The 26123-nt window shown below is 72.9% G+C and carries 12 protein-coding genes, 1 tRNA gene and 1 pseudogene; 5 read left to right on the top strand and 9 right to left on the bottom strand.

What is annotated here, in order from left to right:
- Nucleotides 1–9: 9 nt before the first annotated feature.
- From ACZ31C_RS23440 to ACZ31C_RS23425, 4 genes are read right to left on the bottom strand one after another with little or no spacing between them, the layout of a single operon-like run.
- Nucleotides 10–6630: an amino acid adenylation domain-containing protein gene (locus ACZ31C_RS23440; RefSeq protein ID WP_465797082.1), complete on the bottom strand. Its 6621-nt coding sequence runs from the start codon at nucleotides 6628–6630 to the stop codon at nucleotides 10–12.
- Nucleotides 6617–10828: an amino acid adenylation domain-containing protein gene (locus ACZ31C_RS23435; RefSeq protein WP_465797081.1), complete on the bottom strand. Its 4212-nt coding sequence runs from the start codon at nucleotides 10826–10828 to the stop codon at nucleotides 6617–6619. Before ACZ31C_RS23435 ends, ACZ31C_RS23440 begins: the two co-directional genes overlap by 14 nt.
- Nucleotides 10825–12606 (bottom strand): carbamoyltransferase family protein, encoded by a 1782-nt coding sequence (locus tag ACZ31C_RS23430; protein ID WP_465797080.1) that lies wholly within the window; start codon nucleotides 12604–12606, stop codon nucleotides 10825–10827. Before ACZ31C_RS23430 ends, ACZ31C_RS23435 begins: the two co-directional genes overlap by 4 nt.
- On the bottom strand, nucleotides 12603–14546 hold the full coding sequence (locus ACZ31C_RS23425) for an amino acid adenylation domain-containing protein (RefSeq protein WP_465797079.1): 1944 nt from the start codon (nucleotides 14544–14546) through the stop codon (nucleotides 12603–12605). The genes ACZ31C_RS23430 and ACZ31C_RS23425 overlap by 4 nt, the downstream gene beginning before the upstream one ends.
- A gap of 420 nt (nucleotides 14547–14966) precedes the next feature.
- Between ACZ31C_RS23425 and ACZ31C_RS23420 the strand changes: the two genes are divergently transcribed.
- The 4 genes from ACZ31C_RS23420 (at nucleotide 14967) to ACZ31C_RS23405 (ending at nucleotide 19362) form a co-directional block, all read left to right on the top strand.
- Nucleotides 14967–16265: an MFS transporter gene (locus ACZ31C_RS23420; protein ID WP_465797078.1), complete on the top strand. Its 1299-nt coding sequence runs from the start codon at nucleotides 14967–14969 to the stop codon at nucleotides 16263–16265.
- Nucleotides 16266–16343: 78 nt separating this feature from the next.
- Nucleotides 16344–17615, top strand: a complete 1272-nt coding sequence (locus tag ACZ31C_RS23415) for a cation:proton antiporter (RefSeq protein ID WP_465797077.1) — start codon at nucleotides 16344–16346, stop codon at nucleotides 17613–17615.
- 175 nt (nucleotides 17616–17790) lie between these two features.
- Nucleotides 17791–18831, top strand: coding sequence for a trypsin-like serine peptidase (locus ACZ31C_RS23410; protein ID WP_465797076.1), 1041 nt, complete (start codon nucleotides 17791–17793; stop codon nucleotides 18829–18831).
- 132 nt (nucleotides 18832–18963) lie between these two features.
- On the top strand, nucleotides 18964–19362 hold the full coding sequence (locus tag ACZ31C_RS23405; RefSeq protein ID WP_465797075.1) for a carboxypeptidase-like regulatory domain-containing protein: 399 nt from the start codon (nucleotides 18964–18966) through the stop codon (nucleotides 19360–19362).
- Nucleotides 19363–19393: 31 nt separating this feature from the next.
- Here the strand turns inward: ACZ31C_RS23405 and ACZ31C_RS23400 are convergent, their stop codons facing one another.
- From ACZ31C_RS23400 to ACZ31C_RS23380, 5 genes and pseudogenes are all read right to left on the bottom strand, one after another.
- Entirely contained in the window at nucleotides 19394–21412 is a 2019-nt protein-coding gene (locus ACZ31C_RS23400) for a sigma-70 family RNA polymerase sigma factor (RefSeq protein WP_465797214.1), read from the bottom strand.
- A 318-nt stretch (nucleotides 21413–21730) separates the two neighbouring features.
- Nucleotides 21731–21994 (bottom strand): annotated as a pseudogene (locus ACZ31C_RS23395) (FGGY-family carbohydrate kinase); the annotation flags it as partial.
- Nucleotides 21907–23142, bottom strand: coding sequence for an RCC1 domain-containing protein (locus ACZ31C_RS23390; protein WP_465797074.1), 1236 nt, complete (start codon nucleotides 23140–23142; stop codon nucleotides 21907–21909). The gene ACZ31C_RS23390 and the pseudogene ACZ31C_RS23395, both read right to left, overlap by 88 nt.
- Before the next feature lie 319 nt (nucleotides 23143–23461).
- Nucleotides 23462–23534 (bottom strand) — tRNA-Ala (locus ACZ31C_RS23385).
- Nucleotides 23535–23634: 100 nt separating this feature from the next.
- Nucleotides 23635–24225, bottom strand: coding sequence for a YqgE/AlgH family protein (locus tag ACZ31C_RS23380; protein ID WP_131053527.1), 591 nt, complete (start codon nucleotides 24223–24225; stop codon nucleotides 23635–23637).
- A gap of 271 nt (nucleotides 24226–24496) precedes the next feature.
- On the opposite strand from ACZ31C_RS23380, the gene mdlC reads away from it, so the two are divergent.
- Nucleotides 24497–26092, top strand: coding sequence for a benzoylformate decarboxylase (gene mdlC / locus ACZ31C_RS23375; RefSeq protein ID WP_465797073.1), 1596 nt, complete (start codon nucleotides 24497–24499; stop codon nucleotides 26090–26092).
- Nucleotides 26093–26123: the final 31 nt, after the last annotated feature.

The raw sequence follows: 26123 nt of genomic DNA, 5'->3' as shown, positions 1-26123 counted from the left end.
GGTGGCCGTCTAGGAATTCGCCAGGAGCGCCCGGACGTCCTCGTCGGACATCGACTCGACGCTCTCCAGCGCCTCGGCGAGGAGGTCGTCCTGTTCGCCGAGCGCCTCGTTGATGGCCTTGGCCAGGTCCTCGACGTACGGCGCCTCGAGGATCCGGCGCAGTTCCAGGTCCACCCCGAACGTGGTGCGGATGCGGAACGCCACCTGCACGGCCTGGAGCGAGTGCCCACCGAGGGCGAAGAAGTTGTCGCCGATGCCGACCCGCTCGACGCCGAGGATGTCCGCCCAGACGGCGGCCACCTCCCGCTCCAGGGCGTCGCGCGGCGCCACATGCGCGCCTGCGGTCTCCGGGCGCTCGGGGTCGGGCTCCGGCAGCGCCGCCCGGTCGATCTTCCCGTTCGGGGTCAGCGGCAGCGTGCCCATCACCACGAACGCCGACGGCACCTCGTACTCGGGCAGGCGCTCGGCCATGAACTCGCGCAACTCCGCCACGTTCACGGACGCACCGGCCGCCGGCTCCGCGTAGCCGACCAGGCGTACCGGGCCGGTGCCGGACCGCAGCGCCAGCACCACCCCGGAGGCCACCGTCGGGTGAGCCACCAGCACCGACTCGACCTCGCCCAGCTCGACCCGGAAACCCCGGACCTTGACCTGGTGGTCGGCGCGGCCGACGAACTCCAGCGTCCCGTCGGCACGCCAGGCCACCACGTCCCCGGTCCGATAGAGCCGGGCGCCGGGTACCCCGGAGAAGGCGTCCGGCACGAACCGGTCGGCGGTCAGCCCCGGCCGGTTCCAGTAGCACCAGGCCACACCGGGGCCGCCCAGCCACAGCTCACCGGGGACCCCCACGCCGACCGGACGGCCCCACTCGTCCACCACGTACGTGGTGGTGTTGGTGATCGCCGCACCGATCGCGCCGGAACTGGCCGGCACCTCGGACAGCGGGTTGCAGGTCGAGATGCTGGTGACCTCGGTCGGGCCGTAGATGTTGTTCATCCGGGCCCCACCGGCCTGCACGGCGGCGGCGATCGCACCGAGGTTGATCCGCTCGCCGCCGATGTAGACCTGCTTGAGCGTGGTGAACGCGTCCGGGATCTCGTTGACCGTGGAGTTGAACAACGCGGTGACGATCGCGACGGCGGTGACCTGCTCGCGGCGCAGCAGTTCGACGAAGCGCGGCGGCGAGAGCGCCACGTCGGTGGGGACCACCACCACCCGGCCGCCGTTGAGCAGCGGCCCCCAGACCTCGATCAGCAGCGGGTCGAAGGAGGCGTTGGAGACCTGGCCGACGGCGCGCAGTTCCTCGGGCCGGATCAGGTCGGTGTCACGGACCAGCCGGACGATGCCGCGGTGCGGCACGATCGCGCCCTTGGGCCGGCCGGTGGAGCCGGAGGTGTAGATGAGGGTCGCGGCGTCCTCGGCGACCGTTCCGGGGACGGTGGTCGTGTCCCGGCCGGTCGGCGACGCCGTCACGTCGGTGATGTCGACGGTCTCGCGGCCGGTCAGCGGGAGTTGGTCGAGCAGGTCCCGGTGGCCGACCACCACCCGCACGTCGGTGTCGGTCAGCATGAACTCCAACCGCTGCGCCGGGTAGTCCGGGTCCAGCGGCACGTACGCGCCACCGGCCCGCAACACGCCGAGCATGCCCACCACCAGGTCGGCGGAGCGCCGGCAGCACAGGCCCACCAACGAGCCCCGGCCCACGCCCGACTCCGCCAGCCGGGCCGCCAGCGCGTCCGCGCGGGCCACCAGCGACGCGTACGACAGCGACAGCTCACCGTCGACCACCGCGACCGCGTCCGGCGACGACTGCGCCCAGCCGGCGACCAGCGCGTCCACGGTCAGCTCCGGGGACTGTTCCCGGTCGGTCCGGTTCCACCCGTCGATCTGGGCGCGTTCGGCGGGCGAGGTGAGGTCCACCTCGGACAGCGACCGGTTCGGGTCGGCCACGATGGAGCGCAGCGCGGCCAGGTAGTAGCCGCGTACCCGCCGGATCTGCTCCGGCGAGAACTCGGTGGTGTGGTAGTCGAGCCCCATCAGCAGGCCGCTGGCCCCCGGGTCGCGCAGGAAGCCGCAGACGAACGGGTAGTTGGTCGGCTCGACCCGCATGGTGGTGAAAGAGTTGATCTTCGGGTCGACGATCCGGACGTCCCGGTCGGCCAGGCCGCGCATGACGTGGAAGTGGTTGTAGACGAAGTGCGACTCGTACAACGACTCCCCGCCGGCCAGGCGCTGGATCTCCGCCATCGGGAAGCGGCGGTGCGGCAGCAGCTCGTTCTCCTCGTCGAGCATCGCCCGGATCAGGTCCGCCCACGTGCCACCGGCCACGGTCGCCCGGACCGGCAACGAGTTGAGGAACAGGCCCCGCGACTCGGTGCCGTCGAGCACCTCCAGACGGCCGTTGAAGGCCATCCCGGTGGAGACCTCACGGCTGCCGGTCAGGTGGGCCAGCACCCGCATGTGCGCGGCGAGCAGCACGCTCTTCAGCGGTACGCCGACACCGGCGGCCACCCGCTCCAACCCGGCGCAGAGGTCGTCCGGGATCTTCGTCTCCAGCCAGCGGTAGAAGTCGGAGTGCCCGGGCGGCAGCTCCCACTCCAGCAGCGGCTGCTCGTCCGGAGCCGGCTCGGCCTGCGGCAGCGGCTCCACCTCGGCGCCCTGCGGCCAGCGCGGCAGCCGGAGCCGGTTGGCCTGCCCGACCCGCGCCGCCCAGAACTCCCGCTCCTGCGCCGAGGCGAGCGCCTCCCGCTCGGCCTCGACGAACTCGCGGTAGGTCGAGGCGGGCTTCGGGTCGGCGCTGCTCGACGGGTCCCGCATCAGCTCCATGTAGCGCTGCAGGATCTCGGTGATCGAGGAGTGCAGGCTCCAGCCGTCGAGGATGGCGTGGTGCTCGACCAGGGTCCACTCGAAGGACTCCGCGCTGCGCCAGTGGAAGACGAAGCGCCACAGCGGCGGCCGGGCCAGGTCGAACGGAACGTCGCGCAGCCCCTCGATCACCTCGACGATACGGCGGTCCTGCTCCTGCTCGTCCAGCTCGCGGACGTCGTACACCTCGATCGGCAGGTCCGCCTCGCGGTGCACCACCTGGAGCATCTCGCTGTACTCGCTGAGGTGGAACGAGGTCCGCAGGATGTCGTGCCGGTCGACGATCTGCCCGATGGCCCGCCGGATCAGTGCCTCGTCGAACGGCGCGCGGACGTGGAAGCTGTCGACGTTCTGATAGAGCCGACGTCCCTCGTCGGCCTCCATGTGGAAGATCATCCCGGCCTGGAGCACCGCCATCGGGTACGCGTCCACCGCGTCCTCGGGCAGCCGCTCCCGGTCCGCCTCGGAGATCAGCGCGAAGGGCTGCCGCTCGGCGGCGGGGGCCTGCGCGGTGGTGACCTCCCCCGCCAGCGCGGCGATGGTGGTGCGCTGGAAGAGCTGCTGCAACGAGAAGTCGAGCCCCCTGGCGCGGGCCAGGCCGATCACCTGGACGCTGCGGATCGAGTCGCCGCCGAGGTGGAAGAAGTTGTCCTCGACGCTGACCTGGTCGAGTTCCAGGACGGTCGCCCAGATCTCGGCGAGGGCCTGCTCGGTCTCGTTGCGGGGCGCGACGTACGGCCGGGCCAGCGCCGGCCGGTCGACGCCCGGCTCCGGCAGCCGCCGCCGGTCGATCTTGCCGTTGGCGGTCAGCGGGAATGCGTCGAGCACCGTCACCACCGACGGGATCATGTGGCTGGGCAGCGTCGGTTCGAGGAACTCGTGCACCTCGGGGACGGTCAGGTCGCCGTCGGCGACCAGGTAGGCGACCAGCCGCCGCTCGGTGCCGGGCTCACCGTGCGCGACCACCAGGCAGGCGCTGACGGCGGGGTGGGCCAGCAGCGCGGCCTCGACCTCGGCCGGCTCGATCCGGAAGCCCCGGATCTTGACCTGGTGGTCGAGGCGGCCCAGGTACTCCAGCGTGCCGTCGGGACGCCAGGTCGCCAGGTCACCGCTGCGGTAGCGGCGACCGCCGGGGGTCGTCGGGTCGGCGACGAAACGCTGCGCGGTCAGCTCCGGCCGACGCCAGTAGCCGTGTGCCACACCGTCACCGCCGACATAGAGCTCACCGGGTACGCCGATCGGGGCGGGCCGGCCGTACTCGTCCAGCACGTGCAGGCTGAGGTCGGCCACCTGCCGCCCGATCGGGCTGTGCCGCTCGGCCAGCAGATCGGCGGTGAGCAGGCAGTACGTGGTGTGCACCGTGGTCTCGGTGATGCCGTACATGTTGACCATCTCGGGGCTGGTCTCCGGGTGCCGGGTCCACCAGCGACGCACCGCGTCGGGGTCCAGCGCCTCGCCCGCGAAGATGACCACCCGGACGGCCAGGTCCGCCCGACGCCGCTCGTCGACGGCCTCGAACTGCCGGAACGCCCCCGGTGTCTGGCTGAGCACGGTGACTCCGGCGCGCTCCACCAACTCGTAGAACGCCTCCGGGTCGCGGCTCTCCCAGTAGCGCACCACCGCCAGCGTGGCGCCGTGGGTCAGCGCGCCCCACGCCTCGAAGACAGAGACGTCGAACGAGGCGGAGTGGAAGAGGCTGAACACGTCCTGCGGGCCGAAGTGGAACTGCTCCTCGGTGGCCGCGAACAGCCGCAGCACGCTGCGGTGCGAGACCATGACCGCCTTCGGCAAGCCGGTCGAGCCGGAGGTGTAGATGAGGTACGCGGGGTCGTCGACCGTCGGCGGGACGAGGTCCGGGGCGTCGGCGGTGTCGGCGCGTACCGCCTGCTCGATCGCCACCGTGCGGACGTCCTCGGGCAGCGTGAGGTCGGCCGGGATCGCGTCGCTCTGTGCCACGACGACCCGCAGGCCGCTGTCACGCACGATGAAGTCGAGCCGGTCGGCCGGGTAGTTGGGGTCCAGCGGCACGTAGGCCGCGCCCGCCCGCAGCGCGCCGAGCATCCCGACCACCAGGTCGGTCGAGCGGCGGCAGCAGACACCCACCATGTCTCCCCGGCCGACACCGGCCCGGCGCAGGGTGGCGGCCACCGCGTCGGCGGCGGCCAGCAGCTCCGCGTACGTGGTGCGGGTCTCGCCGTCGAGCACCGCGACGTGGTCGGGGCGCTGCCGCGCGTGCCGGGCGACCAGGTCGCCGATGGGCGCGTCGACGGGGCAGGTCCGGATGATGGCCGACCAACCCTCGATCGTGTCGCGCTCCTGATCCGGCAGACCGCAGACCTCGGCGACGGACCGGTCCGCGTCGGCGACCAACCGCTGCACCAGCGTGAACCACTGCGCGGCGAATCTGTCCATGGTGGAGGCGTCGAAGAGGTCGGTGGCGTACTCCAGTTCCACCCGCATGCCGCCGCTGCCGGCGTCGTAGACCAGCAGGGTGAGGTCGAACTTGGCGGTCCCGGTGTCGATGCCGACCGGGGTGGCGGTGACGTCGTCGCCGAGCCGCCACCCGGCGGGATCCTGGCGTTGCAGCACGAACTGCACCTGCACCAGCGGCGACCAGGCCAGCTCGCGCTCCGGCGCAAGCGCCTCCACCAGGGCCGCGAACGGCACCTCCTGGTGGTCCTGCGCGTCGGCGGAGGCCGCCCGGACCCGGCCGACCAGGTCGGCGAAGGTCGGCGCGCCGGCGGTGTCCACCCGCACGGCGAGAGTGTTGACGAAGAACCCGACCAGGTCGTCCACCTCCGGCACCGGCCGACCGGCGACCGGCGTGGCCACCACCACGTCGGTGCGGCGCGACCAGCGCCCGAGCAGCAGGGCGAAGCTGGCGAAGAGGACGTCGAAGACGGTGCTGGACCGCTGCCGGGCCAGCGCCCGGACGGCATCGGCCACCTCGGACGTCAGCTCGGCGTGCCGGGTGCGTCCGGCGTAACTCTGCACCGGACGGCGGACCCGGTCGGCGGGCAGCTCCAGCACCGGCGGCAGGTCGTCGAGCTGCTGCCGCCACCACTCGACGCCGTCGCGCAGGCGGTCCCCGACGAGCTGGTCCCGCTGCCAGGCGGCGAAGTCGCCGTAGCCGAGGGACCGGTCCCGGGCTGGCGGCCGGGTTCCGGCGACCAGCGCCCGGTACGCCTCGGCGAGTTCGGCGAGCAGGATCTCCAGCGACTGCCCGTCACAGGCGACGTGGTGGATCGACAGCCAGAGCAGCCACCGGTCGTCGGCGTGTCGGATCACACCGGCGCGCAGCAGCGGCGCCCGCGACAGGTCGAACGGTTCGGCGACGGCGGCGCGCGCCGCGTCCAGCGCCGCCGCCTCGGCTCCCGTCCCGGCGGCGCGCAGGTCGTCGACCCGCCACGACACCGGCGTGCCCGCCTCGGCCCGGAGCAGCCGGGGGCGGCCCACCTCGGTGTCGATGGCGGTCCGCAGCGACTCGTGCCGGTCGACCAGGAGCTGCACGGCGGCGCCCAGCGCGTCGGGGTCCACCGCGCCGGTCAGCGCGAAGGCGACCGGCACGTTGTAGAGCGGCAGTCCGGGCCGCCAGCGGTCGAGGAACCAGAGGCGTTCCTGACCCGGCGACAGCACCGTCGGCTCACCGGTGGCGGCGATGACCGCACGGGCGGTGGTGTCGGTGATCCCCGCCTGCGCGAGCAGGTGGTTGATGAGGTCGTCCTCGGTCGGCCCCAGCGATCCGGCGGAATCAGTGGTCGTCACCAGTGTTCTCCTTCGTTGCGGACGCGGTGCCGAGTCGTGCGGCGCGTTCGGTGGGGCTGAGTCGGCGGACCTGCATGACGACGGCGGCGATCCGGTCGAGCCGGCCGGCGTCGGGTCCCTCGGCGCGCAGGCGCCGGGCCAGGTCCGCGACGGTGGGTTGTTCGACGAGGTGACGCACGGAGACCGGAGTACGCAGCGTGCGCTCCAGCCGGCCACAGACCTGCACGGCGTGCAGGGAGTGCCCGCCGAGGCCGAAGAAGTTGTCGTCGAGGCCGATCTCGGCGACGTCGAGCACCTCGCCCCAGGTCTCGGCGATGATCTGTTCGAGCGGATCGGTCGGCGCACGGAAGGCGGCCTGGTCGACCCGTTGGTCGGTGTCCGGATCGGGTAGCGCCGCCCGGTCGATCTTGCCGTTCGGGGTCAGCGGCAGCGTGTCCATCACCACGAACGCCGACGGCACCGCGTACTCCGGCAGCCGTTGTGTCAGGAACTCGCGCAGCTCCGCCACGCTGACCGGGGCACCCGCCACCGGCTCCACGTAGCCGACCAGGCGCACCGGCACGCCCTCGGACCGCGCCGCGACCACCACCGCCGACGCCACCGCCGGGTACGCCAGCAGCGCCGACTCGACCTCGCCCAGCTCGACCCGGAAACCCCGGACCTTCACCTGGTGGTCGGCGCGGCCGACAAACTCCAACGACCCGTCGGGCCGCCGGAACACCACGTCCCCGGTCCGGTACAACCGGGCACCCGGCAGGCCGGAGAAGCCGTCCGGCACGAACCGGTCGGCGGTCAGCCCCGGCCGGTCCCAGTACCCCCAGGCCACTCCCGGGCCGCCCAGCCACAGTTCGCCGGGGACGCCGACGCCGGCCAGGTGACCCGCGTCGTCCACCACGTACGCCCAGGTGTTCCCGATCGCCGTACCGATGGCGCCGGTGCTGGTGGGTCGCGACGTCAGCCGGGTGTAGGTGGCGAAGGTGGTCACCTCGGTCGGGCCGTAGATGTTGTGCAGCCGCGCCGGACCCCGTCCACCCTCGACGACCCGGCCCACCGTCCCCGGATCGAGGCTCTCGCCGCCGAAGTAGAGCTGGTCCACGCCGGCGAAGGCGTCCGGCACCGTGTTGACGGTGGCGTTGAACAACGCGGTGGTGATGAAGACCGTGGTCACCGACCGGGTACGCAGCAGGGCGGCGAGCCCCGACGGGGAGAGCACCGTCTCGGTGGGCACGATCACCACCTGCCCGCCGTTGGCCAGCGCACCCCACACCTCGAAGGTGATGGCGTCGAAGCTGGCGTTGGCGAGCTGGGCGAGGACGGTCCGTGGGGTCAGCTCGACGTAGTCGGCTCCACCCACCAGGCGGGTGATGCCGCGATGCGGCACCACCACGCCCTTCGGGTCGCCGGTCGAGCCGGAGGTGTAGATGACGTACGCGGCGTCGTCGCCGCCACGCGCCGACCGGTCCGGTTCGGCACCGGCGGTCGGGGCGACCGCCTCGGCGGCCTCGGGCAGGGTGACGGCGTGCCGGTCACCGAGCGGGAGCTGGTCGAGCAGATCCCGATGCCCGACCACCACCCGCGCGTCCGTGTCGGCCAGCATGAAACCCAACCGCTGCGCCGGATGGTCCGGGTCCAACGGCACGTACGCGCCACCGGCCCGTAACACCCCCAACATCCCCACCACGAGATCGGCCGACCGCCGACAACAGAGCCCCACCAGGGAGCCCCGCCCCACCCCCAGGTCCGTCAACCGCGCCGCCAGCGCGTCGGCCCGGGCCACCAACGACCCGTACGACACCGACTCCTCGCCGTCCACCACGGCCACCGCGTCCGGGGACGACCGGGCCCACTCGGCCACCAGCGCGTCCACGGTCGACCCGGCGGGGTAGTCGCGGGCCTGCCCGGCCCAGTCCAGCAGTCGGCGCTCCTCCTCGGCGGGCAGCGCGGACACCGATGCGACCGGGGCGTCGACGTCGGCGAGCAGCCGCTCCAGCAGCACCGTCCACCCGGTGGCGAACCGCTCGGCGGTGGACGCGTCGAAGAGATCGGTGGCGTACTCGACCTCGACGCCGAGGTCCGGTCCGCCGGTGTCGACCACCGCCAGGGTGAGGTCGAACTTCGCGGTGCCGGTGTCCACCGAGTCGAGTTCGGCGACCAGGCCGTCGGACTCCCAGCGGCCCCGGGCGTGCTGGTTCATCCCGAAGGCGACCTGGGCGAGCGGTGCCCGGCTCTGGTCGCGGTCCGGATCGAGCGCGTCCACCAGGGAGGCGAACGGGATCTGCTGGTGTGCCTGGGCGGCGGCCGAGACGGCGCGTACCCGGTCGACCAGGTCCAGGAAGGTCAGCGCGCCGCCCAGGTCGGCCCGCAGCACGACGGTGTTGACGAAGAAGCCGACCAGGTCGTCGAGCTCGGGCAGCGGACGCCCGGCGGCCGGGGTCGCCACCACCACGTCGGTCCGGCCCGACCAGCGGCCGACCAGCAGCAGGTACGCGGTCACCAGCAGGTCGAAGACGGTGACCGAGTGGGTCCTCGCGGCGGCCCGCAGCGCCGACACCGTCGAGGGGTGCAGCCGGTGCCGCAGGGTCGCACCGACGTGACTCGCGACCGGCGGGCGACGGCGGTCGGCGGGAAGCTCCAACAGGCGCGGTGCACCGGCCAGCCGCTGCCGCCACCAGGCCACCTCGTCGGCGATCACCTGCGGGGTCAGCACCGCGCGCTGCCAGGCGGCGTAGTCGGCGTACGTCGGCGCCGGTGAGGAGGGGTCCCCTGCTATGCACGAGGCGTTAGCAGGGGGCCCTTCCTTACCGAAGATCTCGGCGAGCAGGATGTCCAGCGACCAGCCGTCGCAGGCGGCGTGGTGCACGGAGAGCCAGCAGAACCACTCGTCGTCGGCGATCCGGACCAGTCCGCCGCGCAGCAGCGGCGCCTGCGCCAGGTCGAACGGTCGGGCGACACCGGCGGCGGCCAGTCGCCGCCCCTCCCGCTCGCCTCCGGCGCGGGCGTCCGCCACGGTCCAGTCGATCTCGGTCCGGTCGGCGGTCCGGGCGACCGGACGACCGTCCACGGTCACCAGCGCGGTACGCAGCGCCGGGTGCGCGGCCACCACCGTCCGGACGGCGTCGTGCAGCCGCTCGGGGTCGACCGTTCCGGTCAGCCGCAGCAGCACCGGGACGTTGTAGAGGGCCGAGCCGTCCCGCAGCCGGTCCAGGTACCAGAGCCGTTCCTGCCCGAACGACACCACCGGCTCGCCGGTGTGCGCGGTGAGAGCGGGCAGCGCGACGGCCGGCTCACCGGCGTCGACAAGCGCGGCGAAGTCGGCGAGGACCGGGTGGGCGAAGAGCTGGTCCACGGTGAGGGCCACCCCGCGCTCGGCCGTCGTCCGGGCGACGACCTTGGCGGCCAGCAGGGAGTGCCCGCCGAGGGCGAAGAAGTTGTCGTCGGCGCCGACCCGGTCCAGGTGCAGGACGTCGGCCCAGACGGCGGCGAGCAGTCGCTCGGTCGGGGTGGCCGGCTCGATCGGCTCGCCGGTGGGCAGGCTCTCCACGGCCACCGCGACGGCGTCCGTCTCGCCCGCGCCCGGCAGGTGCCCTTTCCCCGCCACCAGGGCGGTCAGGATCCCGTCGAGCCGGTCCAGGTGGGCGGCGACGCTCACCGGACCGTACCGGTCCTCGTCGTGGTCGCAGCGCAGCACCAGCCGCCCGTCGCGGGCGGTGAACTCCAGGACGGCGTCGCACCAGACGATCTCGTGTTCGAGGTCCGCGACGTCGCCGGGGTCGAGTCCGCCGCCGAGCGCGCCGAGCGGCACCACGGCGATCCGTACCTCGCCGTCGCTCGCCGGGCCCGCCGCCGGCAGCGCCGTGGCGGTGCGCTCGGCCAGCCGCCGCAGCGGCAGTAACGGTTCGACCGCGCAGTGCACCGCGCGCAGGGCGACGCCGTCGGTGGCGTCGGCGACGATCACGCCGACCACCGCCGTCGTCGCGGCGGTCCGGCCCCGGTCGCCGGCCACCAGGGCCTGCGTCGCGGCGGCCAGCACCGCCGCCGGGGTGGTGCCGAGGTCGGCGGCGAGAGCGGTCAGGTCCGCCTCGCTGACGGCGAGCGCCCGGCTGACCTCGCCGCGACGGAACGACAGGCCGGGCATCACCTCGTCGTCGGCGGCGAGGGTCGCCGCCACCGACGGGTCCCGGCTGACCTCGACGGTCATGGCCGCCCCTGCCCGGCGTCCGGCGGCGTGACCGTGTACGCCCCGATGACCAGTCGGGACAGGCCGCCTCGCAGCATCGTGTCGACGGCGATCTCCGGGGTCCGCACGATGGGCTGCCCGCGCAGGTTGAACGAGGTGTTCAGCAGGACCGGGATGCCGGTCCGGTCGGCGAACGCGGTCAGCAGCTCCCAGAGCAGCGGGTTGCCCTCGCGGGTGACCACCTGCACCCGGGCGGTGCCGTCGAAGTGGGTGACCGCGCCCAGCGAGTCCCGGTGTTCCGACCTGGTGCGGGTGGTGAACAGCATGTGCCGGAACCGCTGCTCGTCGCCGGGCTCGATCTCGAAGTACGTGGACGCCGCCTCTTCGGTGACGACCGGCGCGAAGGGACGGAAGTCCTCCCGGCGCTTGATCAACGCGTTGATGTGGTCGCGCATCCGCGCGTCCCGAGGGTCGGCGAGGATGCTGCGGTTGCCCAGCGCCCGGGGGCCGAACTCCATGCCGCCCTGGAACCACGAGACGACCTCACCGGTCTCCAGCGCCTCGGCGGTCTCGGCAAGCAGCCGCGCCCGCTCCGGCACGTGCCGGACCACCACGTCGGTCCGGCTCCCGACGGCCGCGCCGATCTCCTCGTCGGTGTACGAGGTGCCCCAGTACGGCATGGACATCGCCGGGATACGCGTCGCCGGCTCCTGCTGGGCCTGCACGTAGAGCGCCGCGCCGACGGCCGAACCGTCGTCGCCCGCGCCCGGCGGGATGAAGATGCGCTCGAACAGTCGACTGCGGGCGATCACCCCGTTGGCAGAGCAGTTCAGGGCGACACCACCGGCGTAGCACAGGTCCCGCAGCCCGGTCTCGCGCCGGAAGTGCCGCAGCACGTGCACCAGGCAGAGTTCCACCACCGCCTGGAGTGCGGCGGCGACGTCCCGGTGCCGCTGCTCGACCGGGGTTCCCGGCTGCCGGGGCGGGCCGAAGCGCTCGGCGAGCAGGGCCAGTACGCCCCGGTGCGTCTCCCGCTCGCGCAGGTCCCGGTCGGCGGCCAGCGCGGAGACCGTGAACGTGCCGCCGTCGAGCAGCTTGACCAGCTTCGACATCTCGGCGAAGTGGGCCCGCCGGTCACCGAAGGCGGCCAGGCCCATCACCTTGTACTCGTCCATCATCATGTCGAAGCCGAGGTACATGGTGAAGACGCCGTAGAGCGTGCCGATCGAGTGCAGCGCCGGGATGCGGTGCAGCACCTCCAGCTTGCCGCCGGTGCCCGCCGCCACGGTCAGGCTCTCCGTCTCCCCCATCCCGTCGGCGACCAGGACCAGCGCCTCCTCGTACCCGCTGGGGTAGTAGGCGCTCGCGGCGTGGGCGAGGTGGTGCGGGACCGGCACCAGCTTCGCGGCCCAGTCCACGCTCGGGAACTCCCGCCGCAGCCAGGTCAGCTGCACGTCGGGGTCGTAGACCTCGGCGTACCGGGCGGCCAGGTACGGGTCGGACAGGTCCAGGTCGGCGGCGCGGTGGGCGAATCCGTGGGCGACGACGTCGATCTCGTCGGGGGTGACCCCGGTCCGCCGGAGCGCGTCGCGGATCGCGTGCGCCGGGAAGCTGCCGGTCGCCTTCTCGGCGGTGTACCGCTCCTCGGCCGCCGCGGCCCGCACCACACCGTCCACGACGAGTGCCGCCGCCGAGTCCAGGCCCTGCACCACCCGGTACTCGCGGGCGTCGAGGTCCGGCAGCTCGCGGCGTTTGAAGTCGACGCTGTTGTGCAGCCCGCTGATGCCCAGAACCTTCATGATGGCGTCTCCTCGGAGCCGGCCCGACGGTGGATGTGTGCCGTCGCCGCCTCCCGCAACGCCCGCCGGTCGACCTTCTGGCTGGGCGTGAGGGGCAGCTCCGGTAGCGCGACGATCCGTTGCGGCAGCAACGCGGCGGGCAGCGACGCCGCCAGGTGCTCGCGGAGCGCCGCGTCGGTGACGGCCGGACCGTCCCCGCCGGTCCGCACGTACAGCACGAGCCGCTGGTCGTCCTCGGCCGCGGTGACGACCACCGCCGCCGCCTGGGTCACCGCCGGATGACGCTCGGCGTACGTCTCGATCTCTTCGAGCTCGATCCGGTGTCCCCGGATCTTGACCTGGTTGTCGGCGCGCCCGTGGTACGACAGCGTCCCGTCCGGACGCCAGGCGCACAGGTCACCGGTGCGGTACTCGTCGTCCCGGAACACCGCGGCGGTGCGCTCGGTGTCGCCGAGGTATCCGACGGCGAGCTGCGGACCGCCGACGTGCAGTTCACCGATCTGGCCGACCGGCACCGGCCGCCCGTCCCGGCCCCGGACGACGGCGACGGTGCCCGGCAGCGGTGCGCCGATCGGCACCGGGTCGGGCACCGGCCGGTCGAGCCGGTGGGCGGTGCACCAGATGGTGGCCTCGGTCGGGCCGTAGACGTTCCACACGGTGGCCCCGGTGTCCACCAGGCGGGCGGCCAGGTCGGCGGTGACCGCCTCGCCGCCGCAGAGCAGCGTCCGCCCGGTCAGGTCGCCCGACAGGTGCGGCAGGATCAGCCGCCACCCCGACGGCGTGGCCTGGATCAGGTCGGGCCGGGCGGCGTCGAGGTATCCGCCCAGCCGGGCCGGGTCCCGGCGCGTCGCGTCGTCGACCAGCAGCAGCCGGCCGCCGGTGGCCAGCGGCAGGAAGAGTTCGAGCAGCGAGATGTCGAAGGTGAGCGCCGTCGTGCCGGCCACCGTCGGGGTGCCGGGTGCCAACAGGTCGGCGAAGGTGACGACACAGTGCGCCAGCGCCGCGTGCGACACCCCGACCACCTTGGGCCGGCCGGTCGAGCCGGAGGTCGACATCGCGTACGCGAGGCCGTCGCCGGTCGGCGGGTCACCGGCGGGAAGCGGGACGTCGGCGGGCGGTGGGGCGTCGTCCGGTGGCGCCACCACCTGGCAACCCGCACGGGTCACCGCCTGCGGATCGGCCAGCACCGCGAACCGCGCGTCCGCGGTGTCGAGCAGGGTGTCCAGCCGGGCGCGCGGATGCCCCGGGTCGACGGGCAGGAACGCGGCCCGCAACGACCACACGGCCAGCAGGGTGACCACCAGCTCGGCCCGGCGGGGTAGCCCGACCGCGACCACGTCACCGGGCGCCACGCCCGCCGCGCGCAGGACGTGCGCGTACCGGTCGGCCGCCGCGACGAGGTCGGCGTAGCTGACGCTGCGGGTGGCGTCCTCGATCGCGGTGGCCTGCGGCCGGGCGAGTGCCTGGGCGCGGACCAGGGCCGGCACGCTGTCGCCGGGGGCCCGGCCCGAGCGGTGGGCGGCGGCGACGATCCGCACGTCTTCCTCGCCGCAGAGGTCGATCGCCCCGACCGGTACGTCGTCCGCCGCCCCGAGGACGCGCGCGACGCGCCCGGCCAGCAGCGCCGTGTCGGCCGACGGCGTGACGTCCGCTCCGGTGACCAGGATGTGCGGCCCGTCGCCGTGGTCGACCCGGATCGCGGTGTCGGCGCCGAGGCGCGCCACCTGCTTGCCGACGAGCGCGCCGAGGACGGACCGGCGGGCCCGCCACGGTGCCGACACGGTCACCGACCGGCCGGTCGCCGGATCGATCAGCTCACCGGTGACGGTCGGCGCGGCACCCGCGTGCGCGAGCACCAGCAGACTGGCCGCGACCGTCTCGACATTGACCGACGCACTCGCCCCAGCGGCGTTTTCCGAAGCCACCAGCGATCGCGTCATCGCGCACTCCCTAATACCGGCGGGGGCAGAGAAAAGCAATTCATCGCGCTGCCGTCCACCCCATTCATGCCGGACGAGTGATCCTTGAATTACTGTCCGTGTCCGGCAATTGGATCGGGTCCCGCCGGGTTACGAGGCAGCACGCTAGGAGCGACCGGATCGGGGTGTCAACGGCCGCAACCGGGCGGAACCAATCGGACATGTCACCGAGGATTGGGTCAGATACCCCGGTGGCCTCGTCATCTTCGGGCCGTTTTTGCCTAGTTCCGGAGCGCACCCACCCACGAGCCGGCCGACGGCACGCTGGCAGAACTGTGCCAAGTGGAAACGGATCCGCCCCCTCAACTGGTCTTTTGTGTGACCCTTGGGGGCAGCCTTTAGGCCGCACCCGCGTCGGCGCCCTTTATCAAGGAGAAGGACATGTCACGGATTCTTGCCACGCGACGGATGCGGCTTTACCTATTGGCGGACACGGCGTCGAACCTCGGCGACTTCGCGCTGTTCCTGGCCATGACGATCTGGGTCAAGACGATAAGTGGAAGCACCTCGGCCGCCGCCCTGGTGATGTTCTCCTTCGCCGCCGGCAGCCTTCTCCTGCCCGCCGCCGGGCTGCTCTCCGACCGGGTACGCCGCCGCCCGCTGCTCATCGGCGCGAACCTCGCCCTCGCCGCCGTCGTCCTGCTACTGCTCCTGGTCGGCGGTGCTCATCACGTCTGGCTCGTCTACGTGGTGATGTTCACCTACGGCGCGCTGGGCAGCGTGACCGGTCCGGCACAGCTCGCCCTGCTGCCGTCCCTCATCCCCAAGGACCTGCTGGGCGACGCCAACGGGCTGATCCAGTCGGTCCGTGGCCTGATCCGGGTCTTCGCGCCGGTGGTCGGCGCGGGCCTGTTCGCCTGGCTCGGCCCGGAGGCGGTCATCCTCATCGACGCGGCGCTGTTCGTCCTGGCCGCCGGAGCCCTGCTGGCGATCAAGGTGGAAGAGACCAAACCGGTGCCGTCCGGTGAGCCCTGGCGCACCGAGCTCACCGCCGGCCTGCGCTTCATCGGCCGCACCGTGACGCTGCGCCAGCTCGTCATCTCCTGTGGACTGGCCATGCTCGTGCTCGGCTTCTTCGAGGCGATCGGACTGGCCGTGGTCACCGCCGGGCTGGACCGCGAGCCGACGTTCCTCGGCGTCCTCGGTGCGGCGCAGGCGGTCGGGACCATCATCGGCGGGGTTTCCGCCGGCGCGGTCCTGCGCCGGACCAGCGAGAGCATGACGGTGATCATCGGTCTGTCGATGGTCGCCGTCTCCAGCATGCTGCTGATGATCCAGATGACGCCACTGGTGATCGCCGCGATGGCCCTGCTCGGCCTCTGCGTCCCGTGGCTCGTCGTCGGCGCCACCACCGCCCTGCAACGCCGTACGCCGGAGCACCTGCTCGGCCGCGCGTCGGCGGCTTTCGAGTTCGCGGTGACCGTGCCGCAGACCCTGTCGATCGCCGTCGGCGCGGCCCTCATCGCCCTGCTCGACTACCGGCTGCTGCTGGGCATCGTGGCCGCCGCCGTCACCGTCTCCGCCGTCTACCTGGTCACCCGGCCCGAGCAGCCCACCGGCCCCGGCGAGCAGCCCGGCGACGTGCCGCCCACCGAGGTGCAGGCCGGCGAGGTACAGGCGGCCGGTGACGTCCTGGCCGCCACCGCCAAGCCGGTCACGACCCCGATGTCGGACCGCTAGGCACCGCGCACCACCCGGCCCGGACCTGCGTTCCTCGGCGGCCGGCAACCCACCGTTCTCACCAGGAGACAGACGCCCATGTCTTCGCATCAGGTCCCGACACTCCTCCTCGCGTTGGCACTGATCTCGCTGCTCGCCTTCGGGGCGGGCGCGGTGGCCCGGCGATTGCGGCAACCTCCCGTCATCGGCGAGGTCGTGGTGGGCATCCTGCTCGGCCCGACGCTGTTCAACGGCCTCATCTCCGACACCCTCTTCCCGACCGACATCCGACCGTTCCTGACCGTCCTGGCGACGATCGGCGTCGTGTTGTTCATGTTCACCGTGGGGGCCGAGCTGAACGCCGGTCTGCTGCGGGGACGCCGGATGGTGGCCGGCACGGTCGCCGCCGGCTCGATCGCCGTGCCGTTCGGTCTCGGCGCGCTGCTCGCCCTCTATCTGTTCCCCCGGCACCCCACCGACAGCAAGCTGGGCTTCGTGCTGTTCATGGGTGCGGCCATGTCGGTGACCGCGTTCCCGGTGCTGGCCCGCATCCTGATCGACCGGGGCCTGAGCCGCACCTGGCTGGGCAGCGTGGCGCTGGCCTGCGCCGCCATCGACGACGTGCTCGCCTGGACGCTGCTCGCCGTCGTGGTCGCGGTCGCTGGGGCCGGTGCCGGATCCGTCTGGGTACTGCTGTTCGTGCCGTACGTGCTGGCGATGTTCCTGGTCGTCCGGCCACTGCTGCGTCGGCTGCTGGCCGAGCGCACCGAGGGTGGCCCACCCCGCCCGGCGGCGCTGGTGATCACGCTGGTCGGGCTGCTGCTGTCGGCGGCGTTCACCGACTGGATCGGGCTGCACTTCATCTTCGGCGCGTTCCTGTTCGGCGTGGTGATGCCCCGCTCCGTGCTGCCCGAGCAGGGCGTGACCGCCCAGGTCAGCGACCGCATCACGCACCTGAACAGCATGTTGCTGCTGCCGATCTTCTTCGTGGTCGCCGGGCTGAAGGTCGACCTGTCCACCATGGACGTGGGCGACGTGATCGAGCTGGGGCTCATCCTGGCGGTCGCGGTGGGCGGCAAGTTCGTCGGCGCCTTCGCCGCCGCCCGCCTCGGCGGGGTGGCCCCGCGCCCGGCGAGCGCACTCGCTGTCCTGATGAACACGCGCGGCCTGACCGAGCTGATCATCCTCGCCGTCGGCCTGGAACTCGGCATGCTCGACGGCCAGCTCTACTCGTCGATGGTCGTGATGGCGCTGGTGACGACCGCGATGGCCGGGCCGCTGCTGCACCTGCTCTACCCGATGCCCACCGGCCGGAACCCGTCGCCGCCGCACGTTCAGGACCTGGAACCGGCGGGCACCCCGACCCGGTAGCGCCCGACCTCGACGACACACCGTGTCGGCGCGTCACCCGACACGCCGACACGGTGTGCCATCTGTCCGAAACTGAACGTAGCGGTGTCGACGGACAGACAGAGACGAGTCTGGATCATCCGGGCCGATATAGCTTCCCCATCGACAGCGTCACCGTTCGATGAGGAGGGCCCACGTGACCCGCACACCGTCCATCACCGCCCGACTGCGAATCATGCTCGCCGTCGGCCTGGCCGCCGTGCTGGCGTCGGTGGTCGCCGCCGCGCCGGCCACCGCGGCGCCGACCACCACCGCCCGGTCCGGCGCGCACGGCGCCGTCGCCGACTCCGGCTCCGTACCCAGTTCCGCTCTCTCCGCCAGCGTGCAGCGCGGCATCGACGGCTCCCGGGGCGGCGGCGTCACCGGCGCCGCCGGCAGCGGCGCGGTCCGGCCCGGCGGGCTCCGGTTCGACACCGGCGGTCAGGCGCTGAAGGCGGGCGGCGCTTCGGCCGGCGTGTTCAGCGTGATCGGCACCGACAACCGGGTCCGCGTCGACCCGACCACGGTCTTCCCGTCCCGGGCGATCGTGCAGATCGTCCGGACCACCGGCGGCTCCACCTGGGGTTGCACCGGCTGGCTGTACGGGCCCAGCATCGTGGCCACCGCCGGGCACTGCGTCCACCCGGGTGGCGGGTCCAACGGCGGCGGCGGCAACGGCTTCTACCCGCGCGGCGACTTCCAGATCATCCCCGGCCGCAACGGGGCCTCGACGCCGTACGGCACCTGCACCGCGACCCAACTGCTCTCGGTCACCGGCTGGACCCAGGACGGCAGTGAGACCAACGACTACGGTGCGATCCGGCTCAACTGCGCCGCCGGCAACACCACCGGCTGGTTCGGCTTCTGGTGGCAGAGCGCCACGTTGACCGGCACCGCCAGCACGGTCAGCGGCTACCCGTGCGACAAGACCTTCGGACAGCAGTGGCGGCACGCCGGGCAGACCATCCAGGTCACCCACGACCGGCAGGTCTTCTACCAGAACGACACCTTCGGCTGCCAGAGCGGCAGCCCGGTCTACCAGACCCGCCCGGCCGGCAGCTCGTTCTGCGCCGGCGAGTGCGTGATGGCCATCCACGCGTACGGCGTGCACGGCTCCGCACCGCACTCGACCAACAACCACGGGACCAGAATCACCGAGTCCGTCGCCAACAACCTGATCGCCTGGCGAAACGGCTGACCGGAATCGGACGTGGGGTGGGGGTGAACTGCCCCCACCCCACGGAACCGCTGGCCACTCCGGCACGTCCCAGTAACTGTCCGTCACTGCGAGCGAGGGAGCAGTTATGTGCGAGCGAAACGGGGTTCCGGCATGACCAGGGGGCGCCTCGGGGCGCTCGCACTGCTGGTGGCCGCGCCGTTGCTGATCGGGGCCGGCCTGCTGGCGTGGCACGGCGACCGGTCGGTTTCGGACGACGGGTCGTCACCACCTTCACCCCGGAGCGACACCACCGGCATCGTGACCGGCACCGCCGCCACCGCCACCGGTGATCCCGTGCAGGGCGCAGCCGTACTGGTCGAGTCGCTCGACGACCCGGCACCGGCGATCCCCGAGATCGGCGTCCTCACCGGCGACACCGGGCGGTACGAGTGGCGCCTCCCGCCCGGCCGGTACGAGATCGTCGTGGACACCGGCGAGCGGACGAGTGAACCGCAGACCGCCACCGTCACGGCCGGCGCGGTCACCACCCTCGACATCGTCCTGCGCTGAACCCCGTTGACCTCGGGCACGGCCGGTGCGGTCAGCGGGCGGCCCGGAAGGCGCGCCCAACCTCGGTGGTCTGGCCGCCGGGACGGAACAGGCCGGTCTGGTCCTTGTCGCTGGCGGGCAGCCCGAACCAGGCGTACCGGTGCAGCCAGGGCAGTCCACGCAACATCCGGGTCGCCTCGGTGAGGAACGCCGCCTGCTGCGCCTGGGTCGGGAAGCGCACCCCGTTCGAGAAGTCGATCAGCGCGAACTCGGTGAGCCAGATCGGCAGCCCGTACCGGTCGTGCACCGCCTGCAGGTAGGAGCGGAGCTGGCTCACCGCGTTGGCGGTGCGGAAGTCACCGCCGTACCAGTGCAGGGCGATGAAGTCGACCCGCAGGCCGCGTTCCTTGACACCGGCCATGAAGCGGTCGAGCCACTCCCCCGGCCGGTCCCCGCCCCAGGCCACCGCCGGGCTGCCCAGCGGCAGGCCGGTCGCCTCCAACTGCGGCCACAGGTCCAGCGCCCGTTCCACGCTCATGTTCGCCTGGCCGTTCAGGTCCGGCTCGTTGAACCCGAGCAGGTACTTCCCGTTCTGCCGGGCCTGCCGCAGGTTGGCGGCGGTCACGCTGTCCGCGCCCCAGATCATCGGCACGAACTCGCTGCCGCGCGGGGTGGTGACCCCCGGGTGCGCGACGTTCCAGGTGTAGTACCAACTCGCCCCGGAGTCGGCCAGCGCCCCGTCGACCCCGTCGAAGGTCCAGACGCCGACGCCCTTCTTCGTCGAGGTGGCGGCGGGCGGTGGCGCGGCCGGGCGTACCGCCGTGGGTGTCGGACGGGACGACGGGCTCGCCGACGGCGACGTGCCGGCGGCCGGGGTGGTGGGTGTCGCGGACGGCGTGCCGGGCGCATCCGGGGAGGCCGGCGGCGAGGACGCCTCGAACGCCGGTGCCGCCACCGGTGGCGGTGGTGCCGCCGGTGCCGGCGTGGGACCGGTCCGCTGCGCGACCGCGATGGCACCGACCGCGAGGACGACCACCGCGACGGCGGCGGCAACCGGCCCGGCGACCTTGGCCGACCCGGCCGGCAGCAGGCTGGCCAGCCCGCGTGGGCGGGCCGCATGCACACCCCCGGGCGCACCGCCGCCGGTCTGCACGACGGCGGTGCGCCCGAACGCCTCGACCGTCGGGTCCGGGGTCGGGGCGTGGGGGCTCACCGCGCCGGCCCGTGGGGTGACCGGCGCGACGTTCGGGATGAGGGTGGGCGACAGTGGCAGGTGGGTCAGCACGCCCTCGGCGACGCCGGGCGGGACGGGCAGCAGCGGGAGCCCGGCGAGCAGCCGGTCGATCGGGAACATCTCGCCGCCGGAGCCGCCGCACCGGCCGCACTCGCGGACGTGGCGGGCCAGGCGCTTGCGCCACAGCGGGTGGGGCGTGCCGTCCCAGCCCCGGGTCAGCTCCTGCATCCCGGCGCAGTCGGCGGTCCGCAGCGCGTGGACCACGCTCCGGGCCGCCTCCAACTGCTCCTTCATCCGCTGTACCCGCACCGCCGCGTGGGCCGGGGTGAGGCCGAGGGCGGCGGCCAGCTCGGTGCGGTCCAGGTCTCCGGTCGACTCCAGCCACCAGAGCGCCAGCAAGGTCTGGTCGTCGGGGTCCAGCCAGCGGGTCGCCTCGGCGACCTCCCGCCGTTGGTCGGTCAGGCCGAGCCGGAGGATCGTCAGGCCGGCGAAGTCCGCCGCCGGATCCGGCACGCCGTACGCGACGTCGAGGTCCGAGGTGTGCTCCTGCGCGGTACGGCGCCGTTGTTCGCGATCACGGACCTGGCGGACCGCGATGGCGATCAGCCACGACCGGTAGGCGGTCGGGTCCCGCAACTCGGTCAGGTACCGCACGACGCGCAGCAACGTCTCCTGGACCACGTCGTCGACGTCGGCGTGCCCGCGCAACGCCCGGCCGACCACGTTGTAAACCAGCGGCAGGGAGGCCGCGAGCAGGGCGTCGAGCGCCTGTGGTTCGCCGGCGCGGGCGGCGATCACCAGACTCGCGTCCGCGCCACCCCGGTCTCCGACCCGCATACCCGCCACTCCTCCACGTGATCGCACCGCCACCGCACTCCGGGCGGACGAGACATCCGGCCGATGCCTCCCCACAGGAGACGGCAGGGCCGGGACGAGATAACAGTTTCCGCGAACATCGTCGCCGCGGCCACGGCCGGTGCGCCAACGGACGCACCGGCAGCTCTGCCCCACCGCCCGTCGCCGCGCACCGTCGGTGTCACGCCGTTGGCGGACGTCGACGTACCGCTCGTACACCTCGGGGGTGCCGGCGGTGGTGGTCTCCTCTGCCTCTACCGGCCACGGCGGCGGCTCGGGGCCGCCGGACAACGCCCAGGCCGCCTGCCGCGACGCGCCGCGCGCCACGTACTCGGCAGGGCGCGGCACGCTCACCGGCGCGCCGAACAACGCCGGCGCGACCGCCCGCACGGCGCGGGACTGGGCCGCGCCGCCGATCAGCAACACCCGGTCGACCGGGACCTGCTGGGCACGGAGCGCGTGGCGGGCGTCGGTGCTCAGCCCGCCAGGGCCACCTGCACCGGGGTCGACCGCTGGATGGTGGTGCCGTCGCCGACCTGCCCGAACGAGTTGTCGCCCCAGCACCACAGGCTGTCATCGGTGCGCATCGCGCACGCGTGGTAGGACGCGGCGAGGTTGTCCGTCCAGGTGGTGACGCTACCGACCCGGGTCGGGGTCGATCGGTGGGTGGTCGTGCCGTCGCCGAGCTGCCCGGACGAGTTCTTGCCCCAGCACCACAGGCTGCCGTCGGTGCGTGTGGCGCACGACGAGTCGATGCTCGCCTCGACCCGCGCCCAGGTGGTGGTGGTGCCCACCTGAAGAGGGGTCAACTGGGAGCCGACGCCGCCGCCCACCTGGCCGTACCCGTTCTCGCCCCAGCACCACAGCGTCCCGTCGGTGCGCACCGCGCAGGTGTGCACGTACCCGGCCGTCACGCCGGCCCACATGGTCGCGGTACCCACCTGTGTCGGCGTCGCCCGGTACTCCCGGATGCCGATACCGAGCTGCCCGTCCGAGCTGCTGCCCCAGCACCACAGGGTCCGGTCGGTGCGGGTGGCGCAGGTGTGCGCGTACCCGGTCGTGACGCTCGCCCAGGTGGTCGCCGTGCCGACCTGCACCGGGGCGGTCGCCAGATAGGGGGTCAGACCGGTGCCGAGCTGCCCGTGGCGGTTCTCGCCCCAGCACCACAGGGTGCCGGTGGCCTGAACGGCGCAGGTGTGATTGGTGGCGGCACTGACTCCGACCCAGGCGGTGCCGTCGCCGACTCGGACGGGGCTGTTCCGTTTCGTGGTCGTCCCGTCGCCGAGTTGCCCGTTGTGGTTGCTGCCCCAGCACCACAGCGTTCCCTCCGTGCGCACCGCGCAGGTGGTGTTGATGCTGGCGTCGATGCTCGCCCAGGTAGTGGCGTCGCCGATGCGGACCGGTGCGGTCCGTTGCGTGTTGGTCCCGTCGCCGAGCTGGCCGTAGAAGTTGTTGCCCCAGCACCAGAGCGCTCCGTCGGAGCGGATGGCACAGGTGTGCAGATCGCCTGTGGCGACCCGGGACACCGGCGCGGCAGCGGCGACCGAGACGGTCGGTGCGCCCCCGTCTGCAGAGCCGACGCCCGCTGTCGCCACACCCGCCGTCAACCCGACGGCCAGCACGGTGATCCCGACAGAGGCCGCTGCCGCGACGGTGGTCCGGGTCGCCCGCCGCCATCGCCTCCGCAGCCGTCCCTCACGATGTTCGCTCATTCGCTGTCTCCCTGCCCATCGTGGGTTTCGTCCGTGGAGGCGGCGTTGCCCCGATGGGTCACCAGCGACCCGTCACGTCACATCGATGAAATCTTACATTGACTCACATCAGTTCCTTCTACGGGTCCACCCCCGCCGGGACCGCGTCGAAGCCGGTTGCCGCCATCCGTCGAGGGCCGGCGGGGTGGAGCGTCACGACCGGGCGTTTTCACACACTGGCCGCCGCAACGCGGCACAGGGCACCGCGCGACGACGGCCGTGACCACAAAAATCGGCACCAGCTGATAGCTGATGCCGATTCACCCGAACAAACACAAGGTGGAGCCGAGGGGACTCGAACCCCTGACCCCCACACTGCCAGTGTGGTGCGCTACCAGCTGCGCCACGGCCCCTTGCTGTCGCACCCGGTCGCCCGGGCACTGGGAGAACTATACACACGCTCGGCGGCATGGTCATCTCGCGGGGGTCCCCCGCGAGACGGCGTTGCGGCCCTCAGTTCAGTGCCACGTCCGGCGGGAAGTGCGCGACCGCGGCCATCATGCCGCCCTGCCGTCGCAGCACCATCGGCCACAGGTCGTCTGGGCGGTCGACGAACGCGTCGCCGGGCAGCGCGTCCAGCACGAACCAGGAGCCGTCCTCGATCTCCTGCTCCAACTGTCCCGCGCCCCAGCCCGCGTATCCGGCGAAGACCCGGATGCTCTCCACGCTCTCCCGCAGCCGCTGCGGGTCGACCGAGAGGTCGAGGGTGCCGACCGCTCCGGAGACCTGGTGGAAGCCCTTGAGCCGACGGACCGGCTGCCGCATCCGGGCGAGGCAGATCGCCGAGTCGGGCTGCACCGGGCCACCCTCGAACAACACCGCCGGATGGCGGGCCAGGTCGCCCCAGTCGCGCAGCACGTCGGCCACCGCCACCTCGGTCGCCCGGTTGAGCACCACGCCGAGCGCGCCGCCGGGTTCGTGCGCGACCAGCAACACGACTGTGCGGTCGAAGTTCGGGTCCTTCAGCGCCGGCGTCGCCACCATCAGCTTGCCCGCCATCGACTCCGTCGCCCGTCCGCCGATCGCCTGCCCCTCTCCCTGCATCACCGCACCCGTCAACCGTGTACCGGACGGCGGAAGCGATCACACATCGGGACGGTGGTCCCGATCGGCACCATCCCCGCTGTCTTTGCCATGCCTGGCACCATAGCCTGCGTCCACGGCGGTCGCGAAGGTCTGATCGTCGGGTGATCGACACCGGTGCCGACCGGTTGCGGCGAAACCGGGCCGACAGCCGGGTCGGCGAGCGGAACGGGCCGCCGAGCAGATGCGAAAAGCCCTGGACAACCAGGTCGCCCGGATAGATTCGAAGACGATGGCAACGGTCCGGGACACCACCTACGAGCTGCTCCGCGCCCTCGGCATGACCACCGTCTTCGGTAATCCCGGCTCCACCGAGGAGCCCTTCCTCCAGGACTTCCCCGCCGACTTCCACTACGTGCTGGCCCTGCAGGAGGCGTCGGCGGTGGGCATGGCCGACGGGTACGCACAGGCCACCGGCGGCCCCGCCCACGTCAACCTGCACACCGCGCCGGGCACCGGCAACGCCATGGGCAACATCGTCACCGCCTGGCACAACCGCACCCCGCTGATCGTCACCGCCGGCCAGCAGACCCGCGAGATGCTGCTGCTCGAACCCCGGCTCGCCGCCCGGCACCCCACCGAGCTGCCCCAGCCGTACGTCAAGTGGGCCCACGAACCGGTCCGCGCGCAGGACGTACCGGCGGCTCTGATGCGCGCGTACGCCACCGCCGTCCAGCCGCCCGCCGGGCCGGTCTTCCTCTCCCTGCCGCTGGACGACTGGGCCCAGCCCGCGGACCCGCCGCCACAGGCCCGCACGGTGGCCACCCGGTTCGCTCCCGACCCGAACCGGCTCGCCGAGTTCGCCACGGCGTTGGCCGGCAGCCGGTCACCGGCGATCGTGCTCGGCGCCGCAGTGGACCGCGCCGGGGCGTGGGAGCACGCGGTCGCCCTGGCCGAGCGGCTGGCCGCCCCGGTCTGGACCGCGCCCGCACCGGAACGGACCGCCTTCCCCGAGGACCACCCGTACTTCCAGGGTGTCCTGCCCTTCGCGATCGCCCCGCTGGCCGAGCGCCTCCGCGGCCACGACACGGTGCTGGTGGTCGGCGCCCCGGTGTTCCGCTACTACCCGCACGTGCCGGGCGAGACGCTGCCCGACGGCGTACGCCTGCTGCACGTCACCGACGACCCGGAGGAGGCGGCCCGGGCCCCGGTCGGTGACAGCCTGCTCGGCGACGCCGGGCTCGCCCTCGCCGCGTTGGCCGACCGGGTGCCGCCCGCCGACCGCCCCGCGCCGCCGGCCCGCGCCGAGTCCCCGGCGGTGGCGGACGGCGTCCCGCTCAGCGCCGACGCCCTCTTCGCCGCGCTGGCCGCACACTGGCCCGAGGACGGGGTGCTGGTGCAGGAGTCCCCGTCGAACCTGGCCGCGCTGCGGCGGCGGCTGCGGTTCACCCGACCCGGGTCGTACTTCACCATGGCCAGCGGCGGGCTCGGCTACGGGCTGCCGGCGGCGGTCGGCATCGCACTGGCGCAACGCGACACCGGCCGACACCGGCCGGTGGTCGCCGTGATCGGCGACGGCTCGTTCCACTACTCGGTACAGGCGCTGTGGACCGCCGCCCAGTTGCGGCTGCCGCTGGCCGTGGTGGTGCCGGTGAACCAGCAGTACGCCATCCTCAAGGCGTTCGCCGACCTCAAGCAGACGCCCGGCGTACCCGGACTGGACCTGCCCGGACTGGACATCGCCGCGATCGCGCGCGGCTACGGCTGCGCCGCCGCCGTGGTTGACACCCCGGACGGCCTCGGCGAGGCCCTCGGCACCGCGCTGCGCGCCGACGGTCCGACCGTGCTGCCCGTCCCCATCCGCACCGACATCCCCCCGATCTTGTGAAAGGAGGGGTCCCCTACTAACGCCTCGTGCA

The organism is Micromonospora sp. NPDC023869 (assembly GCF_055559695.1).
This window is presented reverse-complemented; position numbering and strand designations above follow the sequence as displayed.

Excerpts from the sequence above, each read along its gene's own strand:
- ACZ31C_RS23435 (WP_465797081.1), bottom strand. The coding sequence starts at position 10,828 with ATGACCGTCGAGGTCAGCCGGGACCCGTCGGTGGCGGCGACCCTCGCC.
- ACZ31C_RS23405 (WP_465797075.1), top strand. The coding sequence starts at position 18,964 with ATGACCAGGGGGCGCCTCGGGGCGCTCGCACTGCTGGTGGCCGCGCCG.
- ACZ31C_RS23420 (WP_465797078.1), top strand. The coding sequence starts at position 14,967 with ATGTCACGGATTCTTGCCACGCGACGGATGCGGCTTTACCTATTGGCG.
- ACZ31C_RS23425 (WP_465797079.1), bottom strand. The coding sequence starts at position 14,546 with ATGACGCGATCGCTGGTGGCTTCGGAAAACGCCGCTGGGGCGAGTGCG.
- ACZ31C_RS23380 (WP_131053527.1), bottom strand. The coding sequence starts at position 24,225 with ATGCAGGGAGAGGGGCAGGCGATCGGCGGACGGGCGACGGAGTCGATG.
- ACZ31C_RS23415 (WP_465797077.1), top strand. The coding sequence starts at position 16,344 with ATGTCTTCGCATCAGGTCCCGACACTCCTCCTCGCGTTGGCACTGATC.
- ACZ31C_RS23390 (WP_465797074.1), bottom strand. The coding sequence starts at position 23,142 with ATGAGCGAACATCGTGAGGGACGGCTGCGGAGGCGATGGCGGCGGGCG.
- ACZ31C_RS23430 (WP_465797080.1), bottom strand. The coding sequence starts at position 12,606 with ATGAAGGTTCTGGGCATCAGCGGGCTGCACAACAGCGTCGACTTCAAA.
- mdlC (WP_465797073.1), top strand. The coding sequence starts at position 24,497 with ATGGCAACGGTCCGGGACACCACCTACGAGCTGCTCCGCGCCCTCGGC.
- ACZ31C_RS23400 (WP_465797214.1), bottom strand. The coding sequence starts at position 21,412 with ATGCGGGTCGGAGACCGGGGTGGCGCGGACGCGAGTCTGGTGATCGCC.